Below are 15,800 nucleotides of genomic sequence, written 5' to 3'. Positions count from 1 at the left end.
ATGACACAAGCACAAGCCAGCCACAGCGCTGCGACGATGGACATCGCCGGCGTCGAAGCCGAGGCCCGCCGCAAGATCCGCGCGCGAAAACAACTGGTCATCGGCCTGCGCATCGCCATCCTGGTGATCGTGCTGGGCGGCTGGGAAGGCGGCGCGCGGCTCGGCTGGATCGATCCCTTCTTCTTCTCGCAGCCGTCGGCCATCGTGGCGCAGATCGTCGAGTGGATGGTCGAGGGCACCTCCCAAGGGCCGCTCTGGACCCAGGTCCTGGTGACACTGGAAGAAACCGTGCTGGGATTTTTGATCGGCTCGGTGGCCGGGGTCATCGCCGGCATCATCCTCGGGCGCAACAAGCTGCTCTCGGATGTCTTCAGCCTCTACATCCAGATCGCCAATTCGATTCCGCGCGTGGTGCTGGGCTCGATCTTCGTCATCGCCTTCGGCCTGGGCATGGCCTCCAAGGTGGCGCTGGCGGTGGTGATGGTGTTCTTCGTGGTGTTTGCCAATGCCTTCCAGGGCGTGCGGGAAGCCGACCGCTACATGATCGCCAACGCCCAGATCCTCGGCGCCTCGCCGCGCCAGGTGACCATGGCGGTGGTGATCCCGTCGGCACTGTCGTGGATCCTGGCCAGCCTGCACGTGAGCTTCGGGTTTGCGCTGGTCGGTGCGGTGGTCGGGGAGTTCCTCGGTTCCAAGCAGGGCATCGGCCTGCTGATCTCCACCGCCCAGGGCGCCTTCAATGCTAGCGGCGTGTTCGCGGCCATGATCGTGCTGGCCGTGGTAGCGCTGGCGGCGGACTGGCTCTTGCATGCGCTGGAACGGCGCTTGCTGAAGTGGCGTCCGCAGGGCTTCTGATGAGAAATGCCTGAGGGCGTAAAATGACGCGGTAATGGTCGGGGACACGGCAACGTGTCCCCGCCGTGTTTTGATCCGCGCGTTTCCACTTCCTTTCCGTCATGTCAGCCAACCAGCCGCCTCGCCCGAGTGACACCGCTGCATCTGCCTCACCCTCCCTCAACGATCCCGTGACCCAGCGCGCGCTGCTGTGGATCGTCGCTTCCGGCTTCTTCATGCAGACGCTGGACACCACCATCGTCAACACCGCCTTGCCCGCCATGGCGCGCAGCCTGGGCGAGCCGGTGCTGAACATGCACCCGGTGGTGGTGGCCTATACGCTGACCATGGCGTCCCTCACGCCTGCCTCGGGCTGGCTGGCCGACCGCTTCGGCACGCGCCGCGTGTATTTCGCGGCGATCCTGCTGTTCGCGCTGGGTTCGGTGCTGTGCGCCATGGCACCGACCCTGCCACTGTTGCTGGCCGCTCGCGTGATACAGGGGTTGGGTGGCTCCATGCTGCTGCCGGTCGGGCGCCTGGCCGTGCTGCGGGCAGTGCCGGGCGCGCAATACATCGCTGCACTGGCCTCGATCTCGATTGCCGGGCAGCTCGGTCCGGTGGTCGGTCCTGTACTGGGCGGGTGGCTGGTAGAAAGCCTGTCCTGGCACTGGATCTTTCTGATCAACCTTCCGGTAGGTGTACTGGGGATGGGGGCCGTACTGTACTTCCTGCCCGATGACAGCCTTACCGGTACACCTCGCTTCGATCTGTTCGGCTGCGCCTTGCTGTCCGCCTGCATGGTGGCCTTCTCGCTGGCGCTGGACGTGCCTTTCGATACCCACCGTACTGGCTGGAGTTTGGGACTGTTCGCTCTGGCAGCACTGACTGTACTGGTCTACTGGCGCCATGCGTCCGTTCATCCGCGTCCACTGTTCCGGCTCGGTTTGTTCGGGGAACCCAATTTCAGCATCGGACTGGCAGGTAACCTGGTCTGCCGTATAGGTTCATCGGCAGTGCCGTTCCTGTTGCCGCTGCTGTTGCAGGTACGGCTGGGTTATTCACCGCTGCACGCAGGCATGCTGCTGTTGCCGGCCGCCATTGCGGGCACCATTGCCAAACCGTGGATCGCGCCGCTGGTCAAGCGCTTTGGCTATGACCGCTTCCTGTTGATCAATACCGCCATCGTCGGGATCTCCATCGTATCGTTCGCGCTGATCACGCCGGGTTGGCCGCTGGCCGCGTCCATCGTGCAACTGGCGGTATTCGGCGCCTCCAATTCCATGCAGTTCGCGGCCATGAACAGCGTGACCCTGAAGGGCTTGCGCAAGGAGGATGCGGGCAGCGGCAACAGTCTTTTCTCGATGGTGCAGATGCTGGCCATCGGCCTGGGCGTGACCATCGGCGGGACCATGGTCAATCTCTTCAAGAGCGAGGCGGGCATCGCCACCAATGCCAGCTTCCAGATCACCTTCGTGATCGTCGGTCTCATCACCCTGGTCTCGGCCTGGGTGTTCCGCAAGATGGATCCGCGTTACTTCAGCTGAGCGCGGCTCAGGTCTCGCTCCACTGGCGCAGGAGGTTGTGATAGCAGCCTACCAGCGTGCGCCGTGCGAGCGCATCGGCGTCGGTCTGGTTCAGGCGCTGGATGGCATTGTCCATGTCGAACAGCATCTGGCGCCGGCCATCGTCGCGCACCAGGCTCTGCAGCCAGAAGAAGCAGCCTACGCGCACGCCGCGCGTGACCGGGGTGACCGTGTGCAGGCTGGTGGCCGGATAGAGCACCATGTCGCCCGCCGCCAGCTTGACGCTGTGCATGCCGTAGCTGTCATCGATCTGCAGTTCACCGCCGTCGTAGTCTTCCGGATCGGCCAGAAACAGCGTGGCCGAGACATCGGTACGCAGCTTGCGTCCGCTGTGCGGATGGATGCGCACGCTGCCATCGACGTGGGCACCGAAGGTCATGCCTTCGCCATAGCGATTGAACATGGGCGGGTAGATCAGGTTGGGCAGCGCCGCGCTGATGAAGCGCGGGTGCCGCTCCAGCGCGGACACGATGATGCGCTGGCATTGCAGGGCGACGTCGGACTGCTCGTCGATCTGCTGGTTGTATTTCACCGGCGCGCCCTGGTAGCCCGCCGTGACGCGCCCATCCACCCAGGCCGGTCCTGCGTTGTCCAGCAGGCTGCGCACGGTCTGCAGGGCTTGCGGGTCCAGCAGCTGGGGGATGGTGATGAGCATGGGCGCGTCCTCTTTCCTTACATGCGATAGGTCAGCGACAGCAGGGCGGTACGGCCCGAACCCGGGACCGAACGGCCGCCGTCGGATTGGATCAGCGCATCGTAATACATCTTGTCGGTCAGGTTGTAGAGGTTCAGGCGGATGTCGTAGGCCTTGGTGGTGTAGGCCAGCATCGCGTCGTAACGGGTGTAGCCGCCGACCTGCACCGTGTTGGTGGCATTGGCATAGCGCTGCGACATGTAGGTCGCGCCGCCGCCAACCTGCCAGTGCGGCGCGACGTCATACGTGGTCCAGGTGGTGAAGGTGTGCTTGGGCGTGTTGACCGGGATCTTGCCGACCGAGGTATCGGCCACCGCACCGCCGACCACCTTGGCATCCAGGTAGGTGTAGTTGGCGGCGATCTGCCAGTCGCGTGTGATGCGGCCGGTGGCGCCCGCACGCGCGCCGTTCACGCGCACCGTGCCGGCCAGTTCGTAGACGCCGGTGGCGACCTGGCTGCGGGCGTTCTCCTTGGTGATCTGGAAGCCGGCGGCGGTCAGCGCCAGGCCTTCGGCCACGTCCCACTTGCCGCCCAGTTCATAGGAGCGGTTCTTTTCCGGGTCGAGGTTCTGCTGGCCGGTGGTGCCGGTCAGCTGTTCCAGCGAGGGATTGAAGGAGGTGCCGTAGGAAACGTAATACGACTGCGCCGCGCTGGGCTGCCAGATCGCCCCCGAACGCACGCTCACGAAGTTCACGCTCTGCTGCGCATAGCCCAGTGCGGTGGAGCCGGCGGTATTGCCCGAGTTGATCGAGTTGCTGATGCTGGCCACGTAGCGGTCATAGCGCAGGCCGCCGACCAGCTTGAAGTGCGGCACCAGCTCGATGGTGTCGCCGACATAGGCGGCGATGGTGTTGGCACTGCCGCCGGCACGGTTGCCTGCGGTATCGGCCACGCTGCTGCCGGCGGCGCTGTAGGAAGGATTGACCAGGCTCACGCAATCCATGTAGCCGGTGGTGGCTCCGCTTGCGTTGAGCGAGCGGCCATTGCAGCTGCCGTTGCGGTAGGTGTTCTGGTTATCGTAACCGTCGTGACCAACTTCCACGCCCACCAGCGCATCGTGCTTGACGCTGCCGGTGCTGAACTTGGCGGCCAGTTCGGTCTGGTTGAAGATGGAGTAGTCGTTGATGTTGCGGTCGTGGCTCTGGCCGCGCACGAACAGGCTCGACAGGGGCAGGCTGCTGGCCGCATTGGTGAGCGCCGTGAAGCCGCTGGAGGAAACCGTGCCGATGGTATTGGGCGCGGTTTCCACCGCATTGGTGTGCACGTAGTTGAACTGGGTCTGGTTGCGCAGGGTGACGTCGGGCGCGATCTTGTGCTTGATGCCGGCATTGAACGCCGCCACGTCCTGGATGGTGCGGTCGCTGTTCAAGCCATAGGCGGTGTTGCGGTCGACGTTGACGGGGTGGCCGTTGAGCGGCGGCAGGCCGTAGTCGGGCTGGTCCTGGTTGTGCTGCAGCAGGGCCGAGAGCGTGATTTCGGTGGAGGTGCCGATACCCCAAACATAGGAACCGGCCAGGCCGAAGTCCTGCACATCGGTCTGGTTGCGCGTGCTGGCCGCGCCGTTCTGGGCCATGGCTTCGATGCGCAGGGCCGAGGTGTCCGACAGCGGGCGGTTGACGTCGACCGTGCTGCGCACCAGGCCATTGGTGGTCACCGAACCGGTGATCTCGGTAGCCGCCTTGAGGTTGGCTTTCTTGCTGACCTGATTGATGATGCCGCCGGTCGAGCCGCGGCCGAAGAGCATCGAGGAGGGCCCCATCAGGACTTCCACTTCTTCGATGGCGAAGGTGTCACGGTAGTACTGGCCACGGTCGCGGAAGCCGTCCAGATAGATGTCGGTGCGCGCCGAGAAACCGTTGAGGTTGATGTTGTTGCCGATCTGCCCGCCTTCGGCACCGCCCAGCGTGATGCCGGAAACGTTGCGCAGCGCATCGGCCAGCGAACTGACGCCCTGCGATTGCATCTGCGCCTTGTTGACCACCGTCACCGATTGCGGCACATCGTGCAGGTCGGCCGGCAGCTTGGTGATGGCCGTGCCGGTGCTGGCGAAATCATCGCGGCGGCCTTCCACCGTGACCGGGGCGAGCTGGCTGCCCGTGGCGGTAGCGTTGGGCGCGGCGGCCTGCTGTGCGTGGACGGAGAGGGGAGCGGCAAAGGTGGCGACCAATGCGGCGGCAATCGGCGTGAGACGGTTCATGTTGTACTTGTCGCTAGTGGAGTAGGAAACGATGAGCCGGTCCCGCTCGCGCAGGACCGGCTCGAATGGCTGGCTACTCCGTTCTTCGATGGCAACAAGGAAGTCCGTTTGGCTGGCTGATGACCAGTGTTCTTTTTTTACATGCTAATGATTGGGATTCTCATTCGCATGGCTGGCAAGATTAAGGGGGGAGTCTGACAAAATGCTGTCAATTTCCTGACGCCGAACTGAGTGTGACAAAAAAGAAACACTCTGGCCGTGCCGCGCCCCGCCTGGGGGATCGCCCGATTTGCAGCATGGCCTGGGCTGCAATACGATGCAGCGTCACGCAGAATTTTTGCGCCGTTTTTTTCCAAGAAGTCCTCTATGAATGTTCTGCTGGTCGAAGACGACCCGGTACTCACCGACGGTCTGTCGCGGGTACTCAATTCGCACGGCTTCACCGTGCATACCGTCAACAACGGCAACGATGCGCTCTCGCAGCGTTTCAATGCGGCCGTGCTGGTGCTCGACATCGGCCTGCCTGGCATCGACGGTTTCGAAGTCTTGCGCCGCATGCGCGCCAACGGCAACAACACGCCGGTGCTGCTGCTGACCGCACGCGACACCATTCCCGACCGCGTGCACGGCCTGGAACTGGGCGCCGATGACTACCTGGTCAAGCCCTTCGCCACCCCCGAACTGGTGGCGCGCATCAAGGCGCTGATCCGCCGCAGTGCGCCGCAGCCGGCACAGCTGACCGTGGGCGGGCTGTCGCTGGACAACGCCACCAAGCGCGCCGACATCGACGGCCGCAAGATCGAACTGTCCCTGCGCGAATGGACGGTGCTGGAATACCTGATGCAACACGCTTCGCGCGTGGTCTCCAAGCAGCAGATCATCGATGCCGTCCTGCCCTGGGGCGAGGATTTCACGATCAATGCGGTGGAGGTGTATGTCTCGCGCATCCGTCTGAAGATCGCGGATTCGGGCGTGGTCATCCGTACCATCCGCGGCTTCGGCTACATGCTCGAAAAGAGCGAGAACTGAGCCGGCAGGCCGCGTCATGACGGTCATCGACCAGCAGCCGGCCGTCACTGCGGCCAACACGAAAAACTCGGCCGATGCTATCCCGCCTGCGGCAGCTGTTACCCATGCCAGCATCCGGCGCGATCTGCTCAAGTGGCTGATCGCCCCCTTGCTGCTGCTCAATCTGGTCGGTGCCGGCCTGACCTACTGGCTGGCCTGGCTGCCGGCCCAGCATGCGTTCGACCAGAACCTGATGGATTCCACCTGGGGCCTGTATGCCCAGGTGCGCCATCGTCAGGAACGCACCACTGCCGAGCTGACCCAGCAGGCCGAGCAGATCCTGCGCAGCAATCACTCCGACACTACCTTCTTTGCCGTGCGCAATTCGCAGGGCGAGATCCTGGTGGGCGACAAGGGCTTCCCGCAACTGCCGGAGAGCGAGACGTTCGACCGGCCCTTCAACTATGACGGCGAAATGCGTGGCGAACCGGTGCGTATTTCCGCCATGCAGGTGCGGGTCAAGAATGGCGTGATCTCGGTGGCGGTGGCCGAGACCATCCGCAAGCGCGATCGTGCGCACTACACCATCCTGCTGTCCTTCCTGCTGCTGGATGGCGGCCTGACCTTCGGGTCGCTGTCGGTGGTGCTGATCGCCGTGCGGCGCGGGCTGCGTCCCTTGAAGAGCCTGCAGCGCAACCTGGAACAACGCGGCCACGGCAAGCTGGGAGCCATCGATGGCATTGGTGCGCCGGTGGAATTGCAGCCGCTGATCGTGGCCATGAACGAACTGATGGCCCGCATCAGCAAGGGTGAACAGGCGCAGCAGAATTTCATGGCCGACGTTGCCCATCAATTGCGCACGCCTCTCACGGGCCTGAAGTTGCAACTGGAACTGCTGCATGACAAGCACCAGGACCAGCCCGATACCGCCCGCTCGCTGGCGATGATGAACTCTTCGGTGGAGCGCATGATCCGCCAGAGCCGTCAGCTGCTGGCGCTGGCGCGCTCGGAGCCGGGCCTGTTCGAAAGCCGCAAGCTGGAGGAGCTGTCACTGCACAAGCTGGTGGAAGAATCGGTGCAGCACTTCATCGAAGAGGCCGACAAGAAACACATCGACCTCGGCTTCGACCTGCAGCCGGCACGCCTGCGCGGCGACCGTTTCCTGCTCGCCGACCTGATCGACAACCTCATCGACAATGCCGTGCGCTATTCCCCCTTGCACGGAACGGTGACGGTGCGCTGCCTGGAAGAAGAGGGGGCCACCGTGCTTTCGGTGGAAGATTCCGGCCCAGGTATTGCTCCCGAGCATCGCGAGCTCATCTTTGACCGCTACTATCGCGCCAATGACAAGATCGCCGGCAGCGGCCTGGGCCTGGCCATCGTGCGCGAGATTGCGCACGACCATGGCGGCGTCATCACGGTCGATTGCAAGGAGCAAGGGCAGGGCACCATCTTCACGGTACGCTTCCCGCTGGCAGGTTGAATCCGGCGGCGATGGCCGCTCTGGTCGCAGTTGCCGCACGACATCGTTTTCATGCAGAACCTCATGCCTGCCCCTGTGTCAAACGGGCTTCATCGTGAACGACTCAGGAGGCAGCATGACGGACAAGGTCTTGCAAAGTGGCACCCATATCGCCCGCTACGATGCGGTTGAAAAACCGGATGAAGGCTTCGAGGCGCAAGTCTTCGTGCGCCTGTCGCGCGAGCCCGAGATCGCTGAAACCTACATTCCGGTAGGCCTCTTCCCGACCGAGGAAGAAGCCCTGGCCAGCGCCCGCGAACGCGCGCAGCGCGCCTTGAAGGAGCACGAATTTTGAGCCGCCTGCCTGCTTCCCCTTGCTTTTCCGCGCGTCGCCGCACTCTGTTGCTGGGTGCCGCCGCCGGTGCCGTCCTGGTGCTGGCGGGCTGTGCCACGGGCGGTGCCTCGGGCAGCGCGGACCATGGTCTCTCTTCATCAACCCTGTTTGAACTGCGCGGTGCGACCACCGTACCGATCCAGGGCTGGATCAAGGCGCGCCTGAGCGAACCACCGGGTGGCGACATCTATCTCGCCCCGCGCGCCGCACTTGATGCCGGCGACGTGCAGCGCGCGTCGGCGCAGAAGGATGCGGCCGGACGTGCGGTGCTGGTACTGCAATTCTCGCCCACCGGGACCGCCAGGCTGGCGGCGGCCTCGCGCGAGTTGATGGGGCGCCAGCTCGCCGCCGTGCTGGAAGGCCGCGTGACCAATGTGGCCAGCGTTCAAGGCCCGATGACCATCAACACCATGGCCCTGACCGGATTGTCCAGTTTCGAGGACGCAGTGCGGCTGGCCAACCTGCTGTCCAAGGGTAACTAGGCCGCCTGCCCGCGCATGCTGAGGGAAAGCATGGCTGGCAGGGGCGGGCAGGGCATGCTAATGTCCTGCCCATTCGCGGCACTGCATTGACGCTGCCCTTACAGAAGACTCACAACATCAACAAGAACAATGTCCGTCGCCCGCCACATCGTCCAGGTCCATCCGCGCTTGCTCATCGGCATCGCCATCGGGATCGCCGCCGCCACCGTTCTCCCCGCCAGTACCTGGATCGGCCGCAGCCTCATCGGCTGGAATGCCGGCGTCTGGTTCTATTTGCTGAGCCTGTGGGTGATGATGCTGCGGGCCGATGCCAAGGCCGTCAAGCGCCTGGCCGAGACCGAGGACGAGAGCGCCCACGTGGTACTGGTGATGGTCTGCGTGGCAGCCATTGCGAGTTTGCTCGCCATCTTGCTGGAACTGGGCGGCAGCAGCCATCACGACGAGCGCGGCAGGCTGTTGCGCTATGCCTTTACAGCCTCCACCGTGTTCGGCTCCTGGGCCCTGATCGGGACCATCTTCACGCTGCATTACGCGCGCCTCTTCTACGCCGATGACGATGACCCGGAGGCCTTGCCGCTGCGCTTCCCGGACGGCATACGCAATCCCGGCTACTGGGATTTCCTGTATTTCGCCTTCACCATCAGCGTGGCCGTGCAGACCTCGGATGTGGCCGTGGCCTCGCGTGCGTTACGCAAGTCGGTGCTGGCGCATTCGCTGATCTGCTTCGTGTTCAATGCCGCCATCATCGGCTTGTCCATCAATATCGCGGCCGGCCTGGCCGGTACCTGAAAGCGAGTGTCAGTGCCAGGATGACAGCGCTGCGGAACCGAACCGGCAGCGCTTTGTCCTAGCCGGGTTCAGAGGCGGGTGAGTGCGCGATCAAGCGCCGCGCCGGCGCTCTGCGCAAACCGGAAGCCGCCCGTATAATCGGCGGCTTTCCCGGACGCAAGACCAAGGGGAGGGGGACACAGCGACACACAGAACCCCCGCAGCTCGACCAACGATTCGAACAACGGAGCGCACCGTGCGGGTTTATTCCAGCCAAGCTGAAGAACGTATTGCCATGTTGAAGCGCCAGGGCAAGGGCGCATTTTCCGGACCGCCGCTGCCGCTGGGGCCGCTGATCGGTTTTTCCGTCGCCATCCTGGCGGTGGTGCTGATTGCCCTGTTTACCTGGGAAGCCTCGGTCAGCCGTGGCCTGGCGGCGAATGCCGTCTCGCACACCATGAAGGTGCGCGAGCAGTTGCAGGTGCTGGTCTCCACGCTCAAGGATGCCGAGACCAGTCAGCGCGGTTTCCTGCTCACGGGCACCGAATCCTATCTGAGCCCCTACAACCAGGCGCGCGCCGCGTTGCCTGGCGAGATCGCCAGGCTGCGCGAGCTGCTCTCCGACAATCCGGATCAGTTGCAGCGCCTGTCGCAGATCGAGCGCGTGGTCGCCGACAAACTTGAAGAACTGGCCGAGACCGTCAGCCGCCGTCGCAATGGCGATACGGCCGGCGCATTGGCCGTGGTGCAATCCGATCGCGGCAAAATGTTCATGGACCGCGTGCGCGTGCTGTCGCGCGACATGGAAGAACAGGAACGTGACCTGCTGGCCAGCCGCCAATCCGACTGGCGCGATGCCGTGGTGTTTTCCACTGCCGTCGCCTGGGGCGGCTCGGGCTTGCTGCTGGTGCTCATCATTGCCGCAGCCATGACCACTTCGCGCGATTATCGCGCCCGCGAAAAACAGACCTGGATCCGCAATGGCCAGATGGGCCTGGCCGAGCGCCTGCAGGGCGAACAACGCCTGGGGGCGCTGGGTGAAAACACGCTGGCCTTCCTGACTGCCTACCTCAATGCTCAGGTCGGCGCCATCTACCTGCGCACCGATAGCGGCGACTTCCAGCGCTTCGCCGCCTATGCGCTGGAAGAAGACGCGAGCGAACAACCGCCGCACCTGCGTGATGGCCAGGGCCTGCTGGGCCAGGCCGCCAAACTCAATCGCGCCATGCACGTCAAGGAAGTGCCGGCGCAATACCTGACCGTTTCCTCTTCCGTGGGACGCCATGCACCGCGTGAGCTGCTGATCGTGCCCGCAGCGGCCGATGGTGTGGTGCAAGCCGTGTTTGAACTTGGCTTCCTGCGCCAGGTGCGGGCCGAGGAAGAAGAGCTGCTGGCGCGCCTGTCGGACCAGATCGCCATTGCCGTGCGTTCCTCCAAGGACCGCACCCGTCTGGAAGAACTGCTGGAAGAAACTCAGCGCCAGTCCGAGGAATTGCAGGCACAGCAGGAAGAACTGCGCGTCAACAACGAAGAGCTGGAAGAGCAGGGCCAGGCCCTGAAGGCCTCGCAACTGCGTTTGGAAACGCAGCAGGCCGAGCTGGAAGAAACCAATGCCCAGCTGGAAGAGCAGACGCAACTGCTGGAAATCCAGAAGGACGACCTGGCCAAGACCCAGGTGGTGCTGGTGGAAAAAGCCACCGAGCTGGAGCGCGCCAACCAGTACAAGAGCGAGTTCCTGGCCAACATGAGCCACGAGCTGCGCACGCCGCTGAACTCCACCCTGATCCTGGCCAAGCTGCTGGCCGACAACAAGCAGGGCAACCTGTCCGACGAGCAGGTGCGTTTCGCGCAAACCATTTCCTCGGCGGGCAATGACTTGCTTGCCCTGATCAACGACATCCTCGATCTCTCGAAGATGGAAGCGGGCAAGCTGGATATCGTTTCCGAATCCTTCGTGGTCAGCAAGATGGCCGAGGAACTCAAGGCCAGCTTCGCCATGACGGCCCAGCAGAAGGGCCTGGGCTTCAAGGTCGAGGTCGATCCGGGCGTGCCGCAGCGTATGGAAACGGACATGCAGCGCCTGGGCCAGATCCTCAAGAACCTGCTCTCCAACGCCATCAAGTTCACCGAGAAGGGCGAGGTCAGCCTGCGCATCTATGCGGATGCCGGCGGCCGCATAGCCTTCGCCGTGCGCGATACCGGCATCGGCATCGGGGCCGACCAGCATCAGTTCATCTTCGAAGCCTTCCGCCAGGCCGATGGCAGCACCCATCGCAAGTACGGTGGCACCGGGCTGGGCCTGTCGATCTCGCGCGACCTGGCGCATCTGCTGGGTGGCGATATTCAGGTGCAGAGCCGGGTAGGCGAGGGCAGCATCTTCACGCTCTCGCTGCCGCAGGTCTACAGCGGCGAGCAGGCCGTAGTGCGGACGCCGGCGGCCGTTGCCGCACCGTCGGCGGCGGCTGCGACCTTGCAGGCGGCGCAAGTCGCTACCGCGCCTGATATCCGTATTCCCAGCCCGCAGGTGGTGCCCAGTACGCCGGCGAAACTTCAGGACATCGCCATCGATGATGACCGTCACCGCATTGAATCGTCCTCGCGCCTGATCCTGGTGATCGAGGATGACACCGCCTTCGCCATGATCCTGCGCGACCTGGCGCACGAGATGGGCTTCCAGTGCGTGGTCACGCATTCGGCCAATGAGGGCGTGTCGGCGGCGGAGATGTATCGCCCCAGCGCCATCCTGATGGACATGAACCTGCCTGACTTCTCCGGCCTGGGCGTGCTGGATCAGATCAAGCGCAATCCCAAGACCCGCCACATCCCGGTACACGTGGTCTCGGTGGCCGATTATTCGCACGAGGCACTGGAGCGCGGTGCCATCGGCTACGCATTGAAACCGGTGCAGCGAGAAGAGCTGGTAGGCGCGATCCGCAAGCTGGAAGCCAAGTTCCTGCAGGGCCTGCGCCATGTCCTGGTGGTCGAGGACGATGCGCGCCAGCTCGACAGCATCCGCCAGTTGCTGGCCGGCGAGAACATCAACCTGGTCGGCGTGCGCACGGCCGCCGACGCACTGGCCCGCCTGCGCGAGACCACCTTCGATTGCATGGTGATGGACCTGAACCTGCCCGATCTGTCCGGCTATCAGTTGCTGGAAAAGATGGCCGAGCAGGAACACGTGGCTTTCCCGCCGGTGATCGTCTATACCGGCCGTTCGCTGTCGGCCGAGGAAGAGCAGCACCTGCGCCGCTTCTCGCGTTCCATCATCATCAAGGATGCGCGCTCGCCGGAACGCCTGCTCGATGAAGTCACGCTGTTCCTGCACCAGGTGGAAACCACGCTGCCGCCGGAGAGCCAGCGCATGCTCAAGGTGGCGCGCGACCGCGAGACGGTCTTCGAAGGCCGCCGCATCCTGGTGGTGGAAGACGACGTGCGCAACATCTTTGCGCTATCCTCCGTGCTGGAACCCAAGGGCATGAAGGTCGACATCGCCCGCAACGGCCGCGAAGCCCTGGAGGCCCTGCAGCGCAGCCAGGAACAGCCGGGCGCGCCGATCGACCTGGTGCTGATGGACATCATGATGCCGGAGATGGATGGCCTGACCGCCATGCGCGAGATCCGCAAGCAAGCCGTCTGGAAGCGCCTGCCCATCATCGCCCTGACCGCCAAGGCCATGAAGGATGACCAGGAGAAATGCCTGGCCGCCGGCGCCAACGATTACATCGCCAAGCCTTTGGATGTGGAAAAACTGCTGTCCCTGGTACGCGTATGGATGCCGAAATAAATCAGGCACTGGCCAACCAGCATTTCGATATCGAGATGCAGTTGTTGCTGGATGCCATCTACCTCAAGTATCACTGCGACTTTCGCGGTTACGCCGGTGCGTCACTCAAGCGCCGCCTGGCCACCGCCATGATCCGGTTCGGCTGCGAAACGCTGTCGCAATTGCAGGACAAGGTGCTGCATGATGCGACGGTATTCCCCGCGCTCATGGATTACCTCACGGTGCAGGTCAGCGAGATGTTCCGGGATCCCAGCTATTTCCTGTCGTTACGGGAGAAGGTGATCCCGCTGTTGCGTACTTATCCATCCTTGAAGATCTGGGTAGCCGGCTGCAGCAGCGGCGAGGAAGTCTATTCGCTGGCGATCCTGTTGCGCGAGGAAGGCTTGCTCGACCGCAGCATCATCTACGCCACCGACATCAACCAGGCCGCGCTGAAGAAGGCCGAGGCCGGCGTCTACGAGCTCGACCGCATCCCCGGTTTCACCAGCAACCACCAGAAATCCGGGGCGAAGACCTCGCTTTCGGATTACTATACGGCCGCGTACGGTGCCGTCGTCTTCGACAAGTCGCTGCGCAAGAACGTGGTCTTCTCAGATCACAGCCTGGCCACCGACAGTGTCTTTGCCGAGATGCACCTGGTGTCCTGCCGCAACGTGCTGATCTATTTCAACCGCCATTTGCAGGAACGCGCGCTCGGCCTGTTCCGTGAATCGCTGGTGCGCAAGGGCTTCCTGGGACTGGGTTCGAAGGAATCGATGCGTTTCTCGACGCACGGTCCTGCCTTCGATGAAGTGGTGCGGGAAGATCGCATCTTCCAGAAGAAGGGGGAGCTATGAGCCTCGTCCCGCTGCCGGCCCTGGGTGGCCGTGCGATTGATGCGATCGTCATCGGTGCTTCTGCCGGTGGCGTGGAAGCCTTGTCGGAAATCCTGCCGGCGCTGCGGCGTGGTGCGCAGGTAGCGACCATGGTGGTACTGCACATTCCGCGCGAACGCCCCAGCCTGCTGGCCACCATCTTCGCTGATCGCTGCGGCCAGCCGGTAGTGGAAGCGCAGGACAAGGAGCCGGCGCAGCCGGGCGTGATCTACTTTGCGCCGCCGGATTATCATCTGCTGGTGGATCGCAGTGATCAGGGGCCGGTGCTGGCCATGTCCAACGATGAACTGGTGAATTATTCGCGCCCGGCCATCGATGTGCTGTTCGAATCGGCGGCCGATGTTTACCGCGAGCGTTTGCTGGGCATCGTGCTGACCGGCGGCAATCATGACGGAGCGGCCGGATTGCAGGCCATTGCGCGCGCCGGTGGCGTGACCGTGGTACAAAGTCCGCAACAGGCACAGGTACCTTACATGCCGGCGCAGGCATTGGCGCTGGGACAGATTGATTATGTGCTCACGCTCCCGCAGATCGCCGATCTGCTGCGCACCCTGGGCGTATCGGGGAATGACCAGGAAAAGGAACGCAGGTGACAGAAAAATACAAAGACAGAGACCTGCCGCGGGTGAAATTCCTGCTGGTCGATGATCTCGACGAAAACTTGTTGGCCCTCTCGGCCCTGCTGCAGCGGGACGATGTCGAGCTGCTGCTGGCACGCTCGGGCCTGGAGGCGCTTGAACTGCTGCTGCAGCATGACGTGGCACTGGCCTTCCTGGACGTGCAGATGCCGGACATGGATGGCTTCGAGCTGGCCGAGCTGATCCGCGGCAGCGAGCGTACCCGCAACGTGCCGCTGATCTTCGTCACGGCGGGTGTACGTGATGAGCGCCGCCAGTTCAAGGGCTATGAGAGTGGTGCAGTGGACTTCCTCTACAAGCCCATCGAGCCGCATATCCTGCGCAACAAGGCCGATGTGTTCTTCCAGCTGTATCGCCAGAAGCAGTTGCTGGCGCTGGAGTTGCAGCAGCGCACCGAGACCCTGCGCATGAACGAAATGTTCGTGGCCATCCTCGGTCACGACCTGCGCAATCCGCTGAGCGCGGTGGTGATGGCGGCCACGCTGCTGCAGCGGACGTACAAGGAAGAGGTGGCACAGAAGGCCTCGCAACAGATTCTCAATGGCGGCAAGCGCATGGCCAAGCTGATCGACAACATGCTCGATCTGGCCCGCGCGCGCCTGGCGGGCGGCATCCCGCTGGTGCGTGCCAGTGCCTGCCTGGGCGAGATCACCGAACGGGTCGTACAGGAATACCAGGCCACGTATCCGGGCAGTGTGGTCGAGCGCCGCATCGAGGGCGATGACAATGGCTATTGGGATGGCGACCGCCTGGGCCAGGTGGTGGCCAATCTGCTGGGCAACGCTTTGCAGCACGGCGCGGCGGACAGTCCGATCTGCATCGGCATCGATGGCCGCAGCGAGCAGGAAGTGGTCATGACCATCGCCAATCGCGGCGTCATTCCGGCGGCCTTGTTGCCGGTGATCTTCGATCCCTTCCGCGGTGGCGAGCGTGAGGTCGGCCGCAAGGAAGGTCTCGGGCTGGGCCTGTTCATTGCCCAGCAGATCGTCAAGTCGCATGGTGGAAGCATCACCATGAGTTCGGATGACCAGGTGCAGACCATGGTGACGGTGAGGTTGCCGAGGCGCTGAGCGTCGTTGC

At 63.5% G+C, this 15,800-nt stretch carries 13 protein-coding genes; 11 read left to right on the top strand and 2 right to left on the bottom strand.

What is annotated here, in order from left to right:
- A complete protein-coding gene (locus MKD49_RS03045; protein WP_252695412.1) occupies positions 1 to 855 on the top strand; it encodes an ABC transporter permease in 855 nt (284 codons plus the stop codon).
- A 101-nt stretch (positions 856 to 956) separates the two neighbouring features.
- Complete coding sequence (gene mdtD, locus MKD49_RS03040; RefSeq protein ID WP_252695411.1) at positions 957 to 2,378, top strand: multidrug transporter subunit MdtD; 1,422 nt, start codon at positions 957 to 959, stop codon at positions 2,376 to 2,378.
- A 7-nt stretch (positions 2,379 to 2,385) separates the two neighbouring features.
- Here the strand turns inward: mdtD and MKD49_RS03035 are convergent, their stop codons facing one another.
- Complete coding sequence (locus MKD49_RS03035; protein WP_252695410.1) at positions 2,386 to 3,072, bottom strand: Fe2+-dependent dioxygenase; 687 nt, start codon at positions 3,070 to 3,072, stop codon at positions 2,386 to 2,388.
- A 17-nt stretch (positions 3,073 to 3,089) separates the two neighbouring features.
- A complete protein-coding gene (locus MKD49_RS03030) occupies positions 3,090 to 5,309 on the bottom strand; it encodes a TonB-dependent siderophore receptor (RefSeq protein ID WP_252695409.1) in 2,220 nt (739 codons plus the stop codon).
- A 366-nt stretch (positions 5,310 to 5,675) separates the two neighbouring features.
- Here MKD49_RS03030 and MKD49_RS03025 point away from each other — a divergent pair, with 366 nt between their 5' ends.
- From MKD49_RS03025 to MKD49_RS02985, 9 genes are all read left to right on the top strand, one after another.
- Positions 5,676 to 6,338 (top strand): response regulator transcription factor, encoded by a 663-nt coding sequence (locus MKD49_RS03025; protein WP_008331064.1) that lies wholly within the window; start codon positions 5,676 to 5,678, stop codon positions 6,336 to 6,338.
- Between the two features lie 16 nt (positions 6,339 to 6,354).
- Positions 6,355 to 7,800: a sensor histidine kinase gene (locus MKD49_RS03020; RefSeq protein ID WP_252695408.1), complete on the top strand. Its 1,446-nt coding sequence runs from the start codon at positions 6,355 to 6,357 to the stop codon at positions 7,798 to 7,800.
- Between the two features lie 115 nt (positions 7,801 to 7,915).
- The gene (locus tag MKD49_RS03015; RefSeq protein ID WP_034330326.1) at positions 7,916 to 8,134 is read left to right on the top strand and encodes a hypothetical protein; all 219 of its coding nucleotides are present in this window, start codon (positions 7,916 to 7,918) and stop codon (positions 8,132 to 8,134) included.
- Entirely contained in the window at positions 8,131 to 8,655 is a 525-nt protein-coding gene (locus MKD49_RS03010; protein ID WP_252695407.1) for a preprotein translocase subunit SecD, read from the top strand. The genes MKD49_RS03015 and MKD49_RS03010 overlap by 4 nt, the downstream gene beginning before the upstream one ends.
- A gap of 129 nt (positions 8,656 to 8,784) precedes the next feature.
- Entirely contained in the window at positions 8,785 to 9,444 is a 660-nt protein-coding gene (locus tag MKD49_RS03005; RefSeq protein ID WP_039784524.1) for a DUF1345 domain-containing protein, read from the top strand.
- Between the two features lie 274 nt (positions 9,445 to 9,718).
- The gene (locus tag MKD49_RS03000) at positions 9,719 to 13,207 is read left to right on the top strand and encodes a response regulator (protein WP_252695760.1); all 3,489 of its coding nucleotides are present in this window, start codon (positions 9,719 to 9,721) and stop codon (positions 13,205 to 13,207) included.
- Positions 13,192 to 14,043 (top strand): protein-glutamate O-methyltransferase CheR, encoded by an 852-nt coding sequence (locus MKD49_RS02995; RefSeq protein ID WP_039784526.1) that lies wholly within the window; start codon positions 13,192 to 13,194, stop codon positions 14,041 to 14,043. The genes MKD49_RS03000 and MKD49_RS02995 overlap by 16 nt, the downstream gene beginning before the upstream one ends.
- On the top strand, positions 14,040 to 14,675 hold the full coding sequence (locus tag MKD49_RS02990; RefSeq protein WP_039784527.1) for a chemotaxis protein CheB: 636 nt from the start codon (positions 14,040 to 14,042) through the stop codon (positions 14,673 to 14,675). Before MKD49_RS02995 ends, MKD49_RS02990 begins: the two co-directional genes overlap by 4 nt.
- Positions 14,672 to 15,790, top strand: coding sequence for a response regulator (locus MKD49_RS02985; RefSeq protein WP_252695406.1), 1,119 nt, complete (start codon positions 14,672 to 14,674; stop codon positions 15,788 to 15,790). The genes MKD49_RS02990 and MKD49_RS02985 overlap by 4 nt, the downstream gene beginning before the upstream one ends.
- Positions 15,791 to 15,800: the final 10 nt, after the last annotated feature.

It is taken from the genome of Herbaspirillum sp. WGmk3 (assembly GCF_023952535.1).
GTDB lineage: Bacteria > Pseudomonadota > Gammaproteobacteria > Burkholderiales > Burkholderiaceae_D > Herbaspirillum > Herbaspirillum huttiense.
The sequence above is the reverse complement of the archived record's forward strand: the minus strand, read 5'-3'. Positions and strand labels throughout refer to the sequence as shown.

What these genes read in the sequence shown, in the direction of transcription:
- MKD49_RS03030 (WP_252695409.1), bottom strand. Translation starts at nt 5,309, where the DNA reads ATGAACCGTCTCACGCCGATTGCCGCCGCATTGGTCGCCACCTTTGCC.
- MKD49_RS03035 (WP_252695410.1), bottom strand. Translation starts at nt 3,072, where the DNA reads ATGCTCATCACCATCCCCCAGCTGCTGGACCCGCAAGCCCTGCAGACC.
- MKD49_RS03045 (WP_252695412.1), top strand. Translation starts at nt 1, where the DNA reads ATGACACAAGCACAAGCCAGCCACAGCGCTGCGACGATGGACATCGCC.
- MKD49_RS03005 (WP_039784524.1), top strand. Translation starts at nt 8,785, where the DNA reads ATGTCCGTCGCCCGCCACATCGTCCAGGTCCATCCGCGCTTGCTCATC.
- MKD49_RS02990 (WP_039784527.1), top strand. Translation starts at nt 14,040, where the DNA reads ATGAGCCTCGTCCCGCTGCCGGCCCTGGGTGGCCGTGCGATTGATGCG.
- MKD49_RS03000 (WP_252695760.1), top strand. Translation starts at nt 9,719, where the DNA reads ATGTTGAAGCGCCAGGGCAAGGGCGCATTTTCCGGACCGCCGCTGCCG.
- MKD49_RS03020 (WP_252695408.1), top strand. Translation starts at nt 6,355, where the DNA reads ATGACGGTCATCGACCAGCAGCCGGCCGTCACTGCGGCCAACACGAAA.
- MKD49_RS03015 (WP_034330326.1), top strand. Translation starts at nt 7,916, where the DNA reads ATGACGGACAAGGTCTTGCAAAGTGGCACCCATATCGCCCGCTACGAT.
- MKD49_RS03025 (WP_008331064.1), top strand. Translation starts at nt 5,676, where the DNA reads ATGAATGTTCTGCTGGTCGAAGACGACCCGGTACTCACCGACGGTCTG.
- mdtD (WP_252695411.1), top strand. Translation starts at nt 957, where the DNA reads ATGTCAGCCAACCAGCCGCCTCGCCCGAGTGACACCGCTGCATCTGCC.
- MKD49_RS02995 (WP_039784526.1), top strand. Translation starts at nt 13,192, where the DNA reads ATGGATGCCGAAATAAATCAGGCACTGGCCAACCAGCATTTCGATATC.